A 12,361-nucleotide genomic window follows, 5' to 3' on the forward strand; every position below is an offset into this window, starting at 1 on the left:
ATAAAAAAGCAGCCTTTATGGCTGCTTTTTTATTTTCTGCTATCCCTCATTCACCCAAATTCGCATCTCGCCTTCCCCTCGATTCGCCCAGCTAAACCAGGGAATAAAAGTCAATGTTTGTGTCTGACGGGTGGCAGGAGAGCGATCATAATGCCATAGCGCTTGGTCTTCCGGCGAACTCACACTGTGTCTGCTACCTTCAGCCTGGATCAACACCTTGTGCGCAAACAACCCTTTACCTTCAAAAGTGCGGAAGGTCGCCGTTTGCGGTAACCACAGGTTATGCAGTTCCTCACCGTTATCGGCCTGTTCAAGACAATATACCAGCGGCCCGCGCTGGATCGCCACTTTGCCCGCCACATGACGTACCAGCGGATTGCCATAGACACGACGTACCGGCATCGGCAACGTCAGGGTTAAAGTATCGCCCTCCTTCCAGCAGCGGCTAATATGCAGATAGCCTTTCCGGGCCTGACCTTCCACTACCGAACCATTCAGCATCACCTGTGGCGCATCGCACCAGTCCGGCAAGCGTAATGCCAGCGTATGCTGAATGGGTTGCGGGGAATCAATGGTGATGGTCACCTGCTCCTGCCACGGGAAATTGCCACCGATGCGCAAGCGCAACTTGTCCTCCCCCAGCGGCACTTCAAGGCTATTGCCAACATAGAGATTGATATACAACGCATCTTCGCGTGGCGTATAGATGTAATGACCGAGTGAAGTCAGCACGCGAGCAATATTGGGTGGACAACAGGCACAACCGAACCAGCGCTGGCGCACCGGTTTTACGTGGTCATAGATATGGTTTGCGCTGAGGGTTTTCGGATGGACTTCGAGCGGATTGACGTAGAAGAAGTGTTTACCATCCAGCGCCATCCCCCCCAGCACGGTGTTATATAATGCCCGCTCCATCACATCGGCATATTGGCTGTCGGCCTCCATCTCCACCATGCGACGGGCAAACATCATCAGGCCAATCGACGCGCAGCTTTCGGCATAGACGCTGTCGTTCGGCAAATCGTAATCACTGCTGAAAGCTTCGCCACTGCTTTGCGAACCGATACCGCCGGTGATATATAACTGGCGCTGGGCCATGTTATGCCACAGCCGCAGGCAGTCCTGACGTTTCGCCTCATCCTGATTGAGTCTGGCCAGGTGCGCCACCCCGGTCATCAGATAGACAAAGCGCACTGCGTGGCCAATCGCCGTGTGTTGTTCGGCAATCGGTTGATGCGCCTGACTGTAGGCTTTGTCTTTTACCATCCATGCGGGGCCATAGGTATTCCAGTAAGAGGTCTTGCCACGCTTTTCGTACTCGCTATCGTAAAAATGCGGCTGCGTGCCACGCTGCTCAACGAAGTAGTTCACCAGCGTCAAATAACGCGGCTCCCGGGTCACTTCATGCAGACGCATCAACGCCAGCTCGATTTCCGGATGTCCCGGATAGCCGTGCAACTGGGTATCACCCGGCCCGAACACGCTGTCGATATGGTCGGCAAGTTTACACACCACTTCCAGCAGTCGGCGCTTGCCGGTGGCCTGAAAGAAAGCGACACCGGCCTCGATCATGTGTCCGGCACAGTACAGCTCATGACACTCCGCGAGGTTAGTCCAGCGTTCGTTGGGCGCTTTGACAGTGAAGTAAGTGTTAAGATAGCCATCGTCACACTGGGCGGCCGCCACCAGCTCAATCACCTCATCAGCGGTTTTCTCCAGTTCTGCATCTGGCCGCTGGCACAGCGACCAGGCAACCGCCTCCAGCCACTTCGCCACGTCGCTGTCCTGAAACACCATGCCGTAGAACTCTCCCTGCTGTAACCCGGCAGCGATACGGAAATTTTCAATCGCATGGCTGGGATCGGCTTCAGCAATCCGGTCGTTCAGTGCCTCCCATTGATAGGGGATCACGACATCACGCACCAGTTGCTGATACTGACCGAGGAACGGATCGTTAATTTTGAGCTGATGCAGATCGACTTCCATTACAGACATAACGTTCTCCTTAAGACTGGACATGGCGAACACGCAGATCGCTGGCAATGCGCGCCATCATGGGATTTTTGAGTTTGCAGGCGAGAATGGTGAACGCCAGCAGCAGGTGGAATAAGGCAGGCAACAAGGTTTCCATGCTGGTGATGCCGTGCAGAGATACCGCCGTCTGGTTAGCTGCACCAGGTTGATAGGCGACGAAAATAAACACCAGGCTGATGATGCCGGCACTGGAGGCCCAGGCCAACTTGATGAAAAACAGGTTAAAGGCGAAGTTCATCCCCGAAGAACGTACGCCGGTTTTCCACTCGCCGTAATCATCGGCAAAGGCCATCAGTGAAAAATGCAGCGGCAGCGTGAAGCCAAGGATAATCCCATTGCCAAGGATCACCACCAGCCAGAGGGTTTGCCACGCCGGACCGGTGGGCAAGAGCCACATTAATACCGCCAGCGCAGCCAGCACGATGTTGGTCCAATAATACAGCCTGACGGTATCCACGCGTTTTGACAGCGGGCTGACCAGCACCGAGCCAAGAATCGAAGCAAAAGTCACCATAGTAAAAAACAGCGAGGTGTAAGCGGTACTGCCCTGCAACACGTAGGTGATGAAGTACATGTAGCCGCCCCCCCGAATGTTGAACACATTGATCAGCAGGAACGACATCAGCAGCATCAGCAGCAGTTGGTCATTTTTGCGCAGCCCTGCCAGATGTTCCCGCAGGGTAAATTTCCCCATACTGTCCAGCGAGACACGCTCACGCACCCAGAAAAAGCAGCACAGGAACATCACCACCGCCACGCTACACAGGATACCGACACCGAGCTGATATCCCTGCGCCGCATTGCCTTTGCCCAGGGTCGATACCAGCCACGGCAGCCCCACCGATACCAAAAAGCCCGCCACACCGCACAGCACAAAACGCCATGACTGGCAGGCAATCACTTCGCTGTGGCGGCTGGTCATGGTGTTGATCAATGCGCAGTACGGCACGTTAATCGCGGTGTAGCTGACGGAGAGCAGCAGATAAGTACCAAACGCCCAGATGATCTTCATATTCATACTGACGTCAGGGACGGTAAAGGTCAGTACGCCGATAATGCCAATCGGCAACGCGATCCACAGCTGCCACGGACGGAAACGTCCCCAGCGACTTTGAGTACGGTCTGCCACAATGCCCATAATCGGGTCGGATACGGCATCAAACACGCGCAGCGCGATAAACAACGTCCCGACCAGCGCAGGTGTCAGGCCAAACACATCGGTATAGAAAAATGTCAGGAAATTCATGATCAGGCAGGTGATCACCGTGCCACCGGCATCACCCAGCCCGTAACCGATTTTCTCACGCAGAGAGAGCGAATCACTCGCTGCCTGCTGCGTCAATTCGGTGTGGGTAATCGGGGTAGAAGTCATTGCAAACTCCTCATCAGGGTCAGAGTCCATTACCCGCATCAGGGCGGGCTTATTTTCAGGTACGGATTTATTCTGCCCGGAATATGCCGTGCAACAAGGGAAGGGAAAAGTATAAAAAAGGGGTAATTCCGACCTGATTGACAAAGTGTGAACTGGATCGAGCGAATGAAGATTTTATGATTAATAATCAATAAGAAATCGTATTTCACATGGCATAAAAAGCGGAAAATTGAATATCAATGCTCGAATTATCCATAGCGTTTCCGATTCAGGTGCAAAATGGCGGGTTGTTCATTTCGCGTGGGGTAGGAAGCCATCCGGCACGGATTCTGACCTCGTGGGAAGTCATCTTTGTTGAACGAGGACAACTGCAAATCCGCGAAGACGATCGCCTGTTCACTGTGCAGGCTGGAGAGAGTTTGCTGCTGCGACCCGGCCATCGTCATGTGGGTGAAGGAACATTTCCTGCCGACCTCAAATTCTACTGGTTGCATTTTGACTGGCTGAAAGCCACATCGGCAGCCGGGTTACATGCGACACTGCTGAACATCCCGCAGCACACACGCGTCAGCGATCCCCAATACGTCATTTCGCTGTTTCGTCAGTTTCTCAGCGAGCAGGAAAACATTCATCGCAGCATCGCGCTGGAGTGTATTTTGTTGCTGATCCTGCAACAAATTGCCGCGCCCGGCCCGCAGGAAAGCACCAATGACAGTCCCGGCCTGGCATTGGCGTGGAAAGCCAATCAGATCATCCGCACGCAATTCCACCTGCCGCTTTCCACATCATCACTGGCAAAAGAGTTGCACTGCAACGCGGATTATCTTGGGCGTGTCTATCGCCGCACCTTTCGCCTGACGCTGACGGAGGCCCTCCACCGCCAGCGCGTTCTGATGGCGGAAAAGTTGCTGATCAATAATTCGCTGTCGTTAACTGAGGTGGGACGACAGTGCGGATTCAACGACACCAGCTACTTTCGTCAGATTTTTCGCAAACATACCGGGCTGACCCCAGCAAGCTGGAAACGCCGCTACTGCAAGGAGCACATTAACTCCTGAGCGCAAAATAGCGTTGTGGCGTCATACCCAGCACCTTGCTGAACATGGCAATCAATGCGCTGCCGTTGCAATACCCCTGCTGTTGAGCGATCTCTTCCACCGACACTCCCTGGGATAACTGGTTGATGGAGGTCATGATGGTTAACTGCTGCCGCCACTGCGCAAATGTCAGGCCCGTATGCTGGCGAAACAAACGGGCAATGGTGCGTGACGTCGTGCCTGCACGCAGGCTCAGGGTTGCCAGCGTTTGGTGGTTACCGGGGTGCGTGGTCAGCATTCCGGTGAGCGCCAGCAATCTCGGCTCGGTCACCACCGGCAGACACCCCACCGTGGCCGCAGGGGCCTGGCTTAATTCATTGCATAGCAGCGGCAGAATCAGTGCATTGCGCGCCGGGTGCTGCGCACTGAGTTCGTTGACCAACTGATGCACCAGGGGCGTCACCCGCAGCGGGCACACTGCTTCGATACATTTCTTCTCACCGGTTTCAGACAGGTAGAGATTATGGGTTTGCGTCCCCGCCTGAGCATGGGTTTGATGTGGCAGCCCCGAAGGGATCCATAGTCCACGCCAGGGGGGCAACGTCCAGCTTGCCTGCGCGGTGTGAATGGTGATGGCACCACGGCTGCACCAGGTCAACTGTACCGTTGCGTGGGAGTGCCAGGCCTGCGCCTGCTCACGGGCATAAAAATAGGAAACCGCGGTAGGTACCGAGGTTGCACTCAGCATCTCAGGCTTCAGTTGCGGAATCTGACCTTTCATCACCCCTCTCACCGGATACCTGAAAAACGCGTAACGATTTGTCGTTTGCGACAACCTTTGTCGCATTTTCAGGGTTAGTCATAAAGACACAGATTAGCAGACATTCGCTATCTTTTAATAAGAAATAAAATCATTATCATTCGCCTTCTCCTGGTCAGGATTACCCGTTACGCTGCCCTTTCCTTATCGTAACGCGAGTCAAAAAAGCCTTATCCAGTATGCACTTTTTAATGGTGAGCATTTCTTTAACTTATTCAAAGATAGGGAAACTTGATGTGCAAAATGACAGGCATGAGCAAAGCGCCTTTCGCACTCAGCATGATGGCGTTAATGCTAATCGCATGCAGAAGCAGTGCCGCCGATCAGCAAATGGTGGTCACCGCCAACGCGCAGAATAACCCGCTACAACACATGGATGGCAGTGGCGTCGTCGCCACCAGCACCACCAGTGCCACCAAAACCGCCACCCCGAAGATTGAGGTGCCGCAATCAGTATCCAGCGTGACGCGTAAGCAGATGGATTTGCAGGCCGCACAAACCGCCGCAGAAGCGCTGCGTTATACCTCCGGCGTGGTTTCAGAGATTCGAGGTGCATCCAGCAGTGGCGCCGGGTATATGTTCAGTCGCGGTTTCTATCTGGAGCAGTTCCTTGACGGTGCACGCATGCCGAGCGACAGCAGCTTCGGCTATGCCATCGCCAATTATGACACCTATGGTTTTAGCAACATTGAAGTGCTGCACGGTCCAGCCTCGGTGCTGTACGGCCAGGTGAATCCGGGCGGGGTGGTCAATCTGACCAGCAAAAAACCCACCGAGACGCCAGTACACGAGGTGTTTGTCACCGCAGGCAACCATGACCATCTGCAAACCGGCTTTGACGTTGGCGGTAAGGCCAACGATGACGGCACCCTGCTCTATCGCCTGACGGCCAGCGCCACCGACAGCAAAACCCAGGTGGATGACACCCGCCAGAAGCATGTGTATGTCGCGCCAGCCATCACCTGGAAACCGAATGACGATACTTCACTGACGCTGCTGGCGAAGTATCAACGTGATCCGGATGTGGGTTACTACAACTTTGTCCCGGCAGTTGGCAGCGTGTACAGCGGTCCGCATGGGAAAATCTCACCGCAGACCAACCTTGGCGATGCCAATTTTGATCACCATTCACGCACCCAGTTCTCGGTTGGCTACGAATTCTGGCATCGTCTGAACGACAGCCTGATGATGCGGCAAAATGTGCATTACAGCGACGTGAAAGATAACCTCGAGAATGTCTTCACCAACGGTTACGCCAGCGGCTCTGACCGGGTATTAAATCGCTACGCCTTCTTTAACCACGAGCAGGCGAAAACACTGTCCGTTGATAATCAGTTAGAAGCGGAGTTCAATACTGGCGCGCTGTCGCACCAACTGCTGTCAGGCGTCGATTTCCAACGCGTGCTGTATCGCGAAACCGTCGGTTTAGGTGCCGCGTCAGCCATTGATGCCTTCGCCCCGCAATACAGCGACATCGCCATGCCAGCCACCAGTTCGGACGACCATATTCGCCAGAAACAACTGGGCGTATATACCCAGGATCAGATGCGCTTGGGCAACTGGAGCTACCTGCTGGGTATCCGCGAGGATTGGGCTCATGCGGATGATGTCAATCCGGTGACTGACTCTTCCACCGAACAATCCGCCCGTGCCTTTACCTGGCGTACCGGGTTGGTATATCAGTTTGATAATGGCATCGCGCCCTATGCCAGCTTTGCCAAATCCTTTATCCCGCAGGTGGGTACCCTCTATGGCGGCGGTATGGCACAACCGACCACCGCTAATCAATATGAAGTGGGGGTGAAATATCAGCCGACTGGCTTCAATGGCTTTATCACTACCTCATGGTTTGATTTGACCGAGAAGAACGTACTGACCAGCGATCCTGTGCACTCAGGCTACGATACTCAGGCAGGTAAAGTCCGGTCAAAAGGGGTTGAAGTTGAGGCTCACGCCAACCTGACGACAAACCTGACGTTGATCTCCGCCTATACCTGGCTGAATGCCGTCACCATCGACTCCAACGACAGCGCCACCACGCTGGACGGTAGTACAACCTCGATGCAAGGCAAACGTCTGTGGGGAATGCCGCGCAATACAGCCTCAGCCTGGCTGGATTACACCTTCCATCAAGGCGCATTGCAGGGCTTTGGTATCAATGCCGGGGTGCGTTATATCGGGGCCAGTAAAGATACCTCCAACACCATTCGTGTAGCCTCTGCGACGGTGATGGATGCCGGTATCCACTACGACACCGGTGAGCACTGGCTGTTCAGCCTGAATGCCAGCAACCTGCTGGATCGTCACTATGTTGCCTCTTGCTACAGCGCCTCGACCTGCACCTATGCCGCAGGTGCTGACGTGCTGGCAACGGCGCGCTACCGCTGGTAATGAGATGAGAAGACGCACTTTTCTGCAAACGATCGCCTTGCTCCCGCTAGCGGGTATGGCGTGTCGGGTTGGTGCGTCTTCTCTGCCCGCTCCCCGTTTAGTGGTACTCGACTGGGGACTGGTGGAAACGCTGCTGGCCATCGGGGTGGTCCCGGTTGGCGTCGCCGAGATCGCGGGTTACCACGACAATGTGGTGACCCCGGTAATCCCGGCACAGGTTCCCGATGTTGGATTGCGCCTGGCACCCAATCTGGAGTGGCTACAACAACTGGCACCGGACTATATCCTGATCAACTCCAGCCAGGAGTCACAGCGCGCAATGCTGGAGCGTATCGCACCGGTACGCGCCTTTGCCATTTACAGCGACAGTGGCACTCCGTATCAACACGCCATTACGGCAACCCATCAACTGGGTGAACTGTGTCAGCAACAGGTTGCGGCGGCACGGTTAATCGCTGAGGCGGCAAATGCGTTGCAGCCGGTGACCCCGTCGCGACAACCAGATATCCCCCTGTTTCTGATCCGCTTTTTCGATGCGCGCCATATCGGTATCTATGGTCAGCACAGCCTGTTTCAGGATGTGCTGGATGCTTTAGGGCTTACTAACGGCTGGCACCAGACGACCGATTACTGGGGGATTAGCGTCACCGGGCTGGATAGTCTGGCAGTGAGGGATGACGCGCGGATCCTTTATTTTACCCCGTTACCCACCAATATGACGCACGGCCTGACAGACAATGCGCTATGGCAGGCTTTGCCTGCGGTACAGGCCGGCCATAGCGCAGCATTACCGGCGTTTTGGGGCTTTGGCATGCTGCCTTCTGCGATTCGTTTTGCCCAACAGTTATCCGCGGTGCTGGCAGCATGAAGCGCGGGTCAGCTATCGCGTTATTGTTGGCTGTGCTACTGAGCCTGCACAACTTGACACAATTGTTACCCGCAGCGCAGTGGCGCGAGTTGCTCCCCTGGACGGCAAACCCTGATATTCACCGGTTGTTGGTATTGCAGAGCTGGCTGCCTCGTCTGGCAATCAGCCTGTTATGCGGTGCCGCGCTGGGGCTGGCAGGCTTACTGTTTCAGCAAACGCTGCGCAATCCACTGGCTGAGCCAATGACACTTGGCGTTGCCGCCGGGGCACAACTTGCCCTGTCATTGACCACCGTATTTCTCCCGCACTGGCTGGCAGCCAGTTCCTGGATCACCCTCGCCGGTGCGCTTATCGCTGCCGTGCTGGTACTGACGCTTGCGGCCTCGCGTGGGCTGGAACCCTCCAGGGTCGCCATTGCCGGGTTGGTGGTGAGTTTATTCTGTGGCTCGTTAATCACGGTGCTGCAATTGTTATACGCCCCGTATTTGCACAGTTTATTTATCTGGGGAGCTGGCTCACTGGTGCAGCAGGGCTGGGGCAATGTCCGTTTGCTCGGTGGACAATTGTTGGTCGGCTGGCTGATGGCGCTGATGTTATGTCGTCCGTTGCAACTGCTGGGGTTAGGAGACATGCACGCCAGCAGTCTCGGCTTGCCCAGTCGCTACATGCGGCTGGTCGGATTTTCGCTGGCAGTCCTGCTGACCGCCGCAGTAGTCAGTGCCGTGGGAGTGATTGGCTTTGTCGGGTTGGCTGCGCCGGCGCTGGCACAGTTACTCGGTGCCCGCCGTCTGGTACAGCGATTACTGCTGGCCCCGTTATGTGGCGCGCTATTACTGTGGGCCACCGATCAGGCCGTTCAACCGTTCGCCAACGCATTGGGGGAACTGGTGCCAACCGGTGCCGCGACCGCGCTGTTTGGCGCACCGCTAATCCTCTGGTTGCTGCTCAGAATGCGCACCCCGTCAGTACCGTTCAGCTCGGTTAATGCTGCCGCTGAGGGGGCACAGGTTGCGGATGGTCGATTGTATCTGCTTAGCCTCGCTCTGTTTCTGTTACTGGTGCTGACTCTCCTGCTGTCGCTGGTTTTTGGCCGCGCGCCCAACGGCTGGAACATGGCGTCACTGTCCCCGCTGTCGCCACTGCTGCCCTGGCGCTGGCCACGCTCCCTGGCGGCTTGTGCCGCGGGGATGATGCTGGCTGCGGCAGGCGTGCTGCTACAACGCTTTAGTGGTAATCGGCTGGCCAGCCCGGAGATGATGGGAGTCAGTGCCGGCGCGGCGTTGGGAATGCTGGCATTAACCCTGGTGACCGGCGAGGTGTCGCACAGTTTGCGTTTTGCTGTTACCAGCGCCGGGGCACTGCTGGCGCTACTGATGATTTTGTCTTTCTCGCGTCGTCACCATTTCGCAGCCGATCGCGTGCTGTTGGTCGGCGTCGCCATCAGCGCGCTGTTCCAGGCCCTGGTGGCAACCATCATCGCCTCCGGAAACGAACGTGCCGTGACATTGTTGAGTTGGCTCTCTGGTTCAACCTATACCATCATGCCTGGCGATGCCGTAACCGCGCTACTGCTGGCGTTGACGCTCAGCGTGCTGACGGGGTTGTTCCGTCGCTGGATGATGATTCTGCCGCTCGGCCCCACCTGTGCCAGTGCGGTGGGAATCGCGCTGGCGCAAACACGTCTGCTCACGCTGGGTTTGATCGCCATGTTGACAGCAGGGGCTACGCTTACCGTCGGTCCGATATCCTTTATTGGTCTGACCGCCCCGCATATTGCCCGCCTGCTGGGTGCCCGTCGCCCCGGCCAGCAGTTACTGCTGGCCATTCCCTGCGGCGCACTGATGATGGTGGTGGCCGACTGGATCGGGCGCAACCTGCTGGCACCACAGGAACTTCCGGCAGGGCTGGTTGCTACCTTACTCGGTGCCCCCTACATGATGTGGCTATTCACCCGCCGCGAGAGTCGCTCATAACGACGGGCGTTGCGCCAGCCACTCGTCGCGCGTGATTTCCCAATTGCCCGCCAGCATTTCTCCACCGACAAAGGCTTTGCTGAAGGTTTCAATCAGTCGCATCCCGCTGCGTTCTGAGATCCGTCGTGACGCCTGGTTATCCATCGCTTTTGGCACGCGTAAACGGGGTTGTTGCAGGGTCTGAAACCAGAAATCTGTTATCAGAGTACAGGCTTCACTCATCAATCCTTGCCCCTGCCACTCCGGTACCAGCCAGAAACCACGGTTATCTTCATCACCTGCGCGTAACGAGATCAGGCCGATTAGCCGATCCGGATCCGAGCGATGACGCAAGCTCCAGTGCCATGCCTGTCCCGCGACCATAGCCGGTAACGCGACCTGATCAACGAAAAAACGGGCGCCGTCCGACGGATAGGGCCAGGGCACCGCATTGGTTAAATGACGCACAATTTCCCAGCGCGGAAAAACCTGTTGTATCTGGATAGCATCGTCGCTTTGTAAGGGTTCAAGTAGCAAACGCGGGGTAGTAAACCGGGGTACTGTCATCTCAACCTCCTGTTGGGGAACTGCTTAAGCTTTATCAGAAAAAAATCAGTTTTAACAATGTTTTTACCCAAAACATCAGTCAGTTGCCGTAAGCAATCAATATGGACCAGGATCACACTTTTGGCAGATTGTGACAGCAATTCATCTGATTGAAACAAAACTGTCACAGACATCCCCTACCTTATAGCTTCCTGTTTTTCGATGGAAAACCGATATGGTCATCAAAGCAAAAAACCTGCAGGACGCTGAAGAACTCCTGCACTCCGGTATCAGCAAAGTCGAACTGGCTTACGATATCGGTAGCGACGATTTCTTCCGCCTGGCGTCTCGCTGGTGCGATCGCGGAGCGCGCATCAGCAAAGGCCATCAGCATTTTGTGGTATCGATCAAGAGTTTTGCCATTCCCCCCAATGACTAAAGACGGTGAGCGCTGAGCTTGCCCTCTCTCCGGCTGACTGATTAAATAGCTTTTTCCGTCAGCCGTGATTCTCTATGTTTACCTTCTCCTCACCGCTTGCCCTCCCAGACTCACCTTTTTTCACTGCTGCCGGTTTAACGTCTGGATCTCTGCTGCTGGCCGGGTGTCAATTCGAGCAACAGCACTGGCAGGCCGATCTGCATCAGCGCTGGCAACTCCCCCTACCCGCTGCGCTGGCAAACGCTGTGGTCAAACGTAAGTCGGAACACCTCGCCAGCCGCTGGCTGGCGCGTGAAGTGTTGCTGCAATTGGGCGTGGAGGGCTTCGTGCTGCGTAATGCGGCGGATCGTTCCCCCTACTGGCCTGCTGGCATTCAGGCTTCGCTATCGCACAGCCATAATCAGGTGGTGATGGCGGCCACGCGAGAACCGCTGTGTGTCGGGGTGGATGTGGAACAGGTGATGAGCAACGATACTGCCCGGGAAACGGCAGAAATGCTGATGAACACCCAGGAACGCCAGTTGCTGGAACAACTGGCGCTTCCTTTTGCCCAGGGGGCGACGCTGCTGTTTTCCCTGAAGGAGAGTCTTTACAAAGCGCTGTGGCCGCAGTTACATCAGCCAATGGATTTCTTGCAGGCCGCATTGTGCGAGGCCGATCTGACCACCGGTAGCGCCGTACTGCGCTTAACCGCCGATTTTGGTAATGGATTTAATCAGGACGTTGCTTTGCAGGCGCGTTTTTGTTGTGAAGCGCAGCGCATTATCACGCTGGTGACTCACCCGCTTGCCGGGCAATAAAAAACCGGCTCAGAACCCTCCAGAGCCGGTAACAACACAAGACGACAGAAAATGTTCCAGGGAGGCAGAAACCGAAGTCTCTGCTGGTGGTTAACTTAGCGC

Annotated in this window: 10 protein-coding genes; 6 read left to right on the forward strand and 4 right to left on the reverse strand. The window is 55.7% G+C overall.

What is annotated here, in order from left to right; translation table 11 throughout:
- Nucleotides 1-39 precede the first annotated feature (39 nt).
- Complete coding sequence (locus AC6I8N_RS13765; protein WP_497829292.1) at nucleotides 40-1,995, reverse strand: glycoside hydrolase family 127 protein; 1,956 nt, start codon at nucleotides 1,993-1,995, stop codon at nucleotides 40-42.
- Between the two features lie 10 nt (nucleotides 1,996-2,005).
- On the reverse strand, nucleotides 2,006-3,406 hold the full coding sequence (locus tag AC6I8N_RS13770; protein WP_497829293.1) for an MFS transporter: 1,401 nt from the start codon (nucleotides 3,404-3,406) through the stop codon (nucleotides 2,006-2,008).
- A 239-nt stretch (nucleotides 3,407-3,645) separates the two neighbouring features.
- Between AC6I8N_RS13770 and AC6I8N_RS13775 the strand changes: the two genes are divergently transcribed.
- Nucleotides 3,646-4,464, forward strand: coding sequence for a helix-turn-helix domain-containing protein (locus AC6I8N_RS13775; protein ID WP_208723942.1), 819 nt, complete (start codon nucleotides 3,646-3,648; stop codon nucleotides 4,462-4,464).
- Here AC6I8N_RS13775 and AC6I8N_RS13780 read toward each other — a convergent pair.
- Nucleotides 4,454-5,224, reverse strand: coding sequence for an AraC family transcriptional regulator (locus tag AC6I8N_RS13780; protein WP_497829294.1), 771 nt, complete (start codon nucleotides 5,222-5,224; stop codon nucleotides 4,454-4,456). The genes AC6I8N_RS13775 and AC6I8N_RS13780 overlap by 11 nt on opposite strands.
- A 273-nt stretch (nucleotides 5,225-5,497) precedes the next feature.
- Between AC6I8N_RS13780 and AC6I8N_RS13785 the strand changes: the two genes are divergently transcribed.
- Genes AC6I8N_RS13785 through fhuB form a run of 3 tightly spaced genes read left to right on the forward strand, consistent with a single transcriptional unit; the run spans nucleotide 5,498 to nucleotide 10,495 of the window.
- Nucleotides 5,498-7,654: a TonB-dependent siderophore receptor gene (locus tag AC6I8N_RS13785; RefSeq protein WP_497829295.1), complete on the forward strand. Its 2,157-nt coding sequence runs from the start codon at nucleotides 5,498-5,500 to the stop codon at nucleotides 7,652-7,654.
- A 4-nt stretch (nucleotides 7,655-7,658) separates the two neighbouring features.
- Nucleotides 7,659-8,522 carry an ABC transporter substrate-binding protein gene (locus AC6I8N_RS13790; RefSeq protein ID WP_497829296.1) on the forward strand — a complete coding sequence of 288 codons (864 nt, stop codon included), beginning with the start codon at nucleotides 7,659-7,661 and terminating at the stop codon, nucleotides 8,520-8,522.
- Entirely contained in the window at nucleotides 8,519-10,495 is a 1,977-nt protein-coding gene (fhuB, locus tag AC6I8N_RS13795; RefSeq protein WP_497829297.1) for a Fe(3+)-hydroxamate ABC transporter permease FhuB, read from the forward strand. Before AC6I8N_RS13790 ends, fhuB begins: the two co-directional genes overlap by 4 nt.
- Here fhuB and AC6I8N_RS13800 read toward each other — a convergent pair.
- On the reverse strand, nucleotides 10,490-11,041 hold the full coding sequence (locus tag AC6I8N_RS13800) for a GNAT family N-acetyltransferase (RefSeq protein ID WP_497829298.1): 552 nt from the start codon (nucleotides 11,039-11,041) through the stop codon (nucleotides 10,490-10,492). The two genes, fhuB and AC6I8N_RS13800, sit on opposite strands and share 6 nt — an antisense overlap.
- A gap of 214 nt (nucleotides 11,042-11,255) precedes the next feature.
- Here AC6I8N_RS13800 and AC6I8N_RS13805 point away from each other — a divergent pair, with 214 nt between their 5' ends.
- Together AC6I8N_RS13805 and AC6I8N_RS13810 are read left to right on the forward strand one after the other, a co-directional pair.
- On the forward strand, nucleotides 11,256-11,459 hold the full coding sequence (locus AC6I8N_RS13805; protein ID WP_013509840.1) for a hypothetical protein: 204 nt from the start codon (nucleotides 11,256-11,258) through the stop codon (nucleotides 11,457-11,459).
- 74 nt (nucleotides 11,460-11,533) lie between these two features.
- The gene (locus AC6I8N_RS13810) at nucleotides 11,534-12,259 is read left to right on the forward strand and encodes a 4'-phosphopantetheinyl transferase family protein (RefSeq protein ID WP_497829299.1); all 726 of its coding nucleotides are present in this window, start codon (nucleotides 11,534-11,536) and stop codon (nucleotides 12,257-12,259) included.
- The last annotated feature ends 102 nt before the right edge of the window (nucleotides 12,260-12,361 follow it).

This window comes from Pantoea sp. X-Soil-TKNS-1279 (genome assembly GCF_059730565.1).

Excerpts from the sequence above, each read along its gene's own strand:
- fhuB (WP_497829297.1), top strand. The coding sequence starts at position 8,519 with ATGAAGCGCGGGTCAGCTATCGCGTTATTGTTGGCTGTGCTACTGAGC.
- AC6I8N_RS13810 (WP_497829299.1), top strand. The coding sequence starts at position 11,534 with ATGTTTACCTTCTCCTCACCGCTTGCCCTCCCAGACTCACCTTTTTTC.
- AC6I8N_RS13780 (WP_497829294.1), bottom strand. The coding sequence starts at position 5,224 with ATGAAAGGTCAGATTCCGCAACTGAAGCCTGAGATGCTGAGTGCAACC.
- AC6I8N_RS13805 (WP_013509840.1), top strand. The coding sequence starts at position 11,256 with ATGGTCATCAAAGCAAAAAACCTGCAGGACGCTGAAGAACTCCTGCAC.
- AC6I8N_RS13775 (WP_208723942.1), top strand. The coding sequence starts at position 3,646 with ATGCTCGAATTATCCATAGCGTTTCCGATTCAGGTGCAAAATGGCGGG.
- AC6I8N_RS13770 (WP_497829293.1), bottom strand. The coding sequence starts at position 3,406 with ATGACTTCTACCCCGATTACCCACACCGAATTGACGCAGCAGGCAGCG.
- AC6I8N_RS13790 (WP_497829296.1), top strand. The coding sequence starts at position 7,659 with ATGAGAAGACGCACTTTTCTGCAAACGATCGCCTTGCTCCCGCTAGCG.
- AC6I8N_RS13800 (WP_497829298.1), bottom strand. The coding sequence starts at position 11,041 with ATGACAGTACCCCGGTTTACTACCCCGCGTTTGCTACTTGAACCCTTA.
- AC6I8N_RS13765 (WP_497829292.1), bottom strand. The coding sequence starts at position 1,995 with ATGTCTGTAATGGAAGTCGATCTGCATCAGCTCAAAATTAACGATCCG.
- AC6I8N_RS13785 (WP_497829295.1), top strand. The coding sequence starts at position 5,498 with ATGTGCAAAATGACAGGCATGAGCAAAGCGCCTTTCGCACTCAGCATG.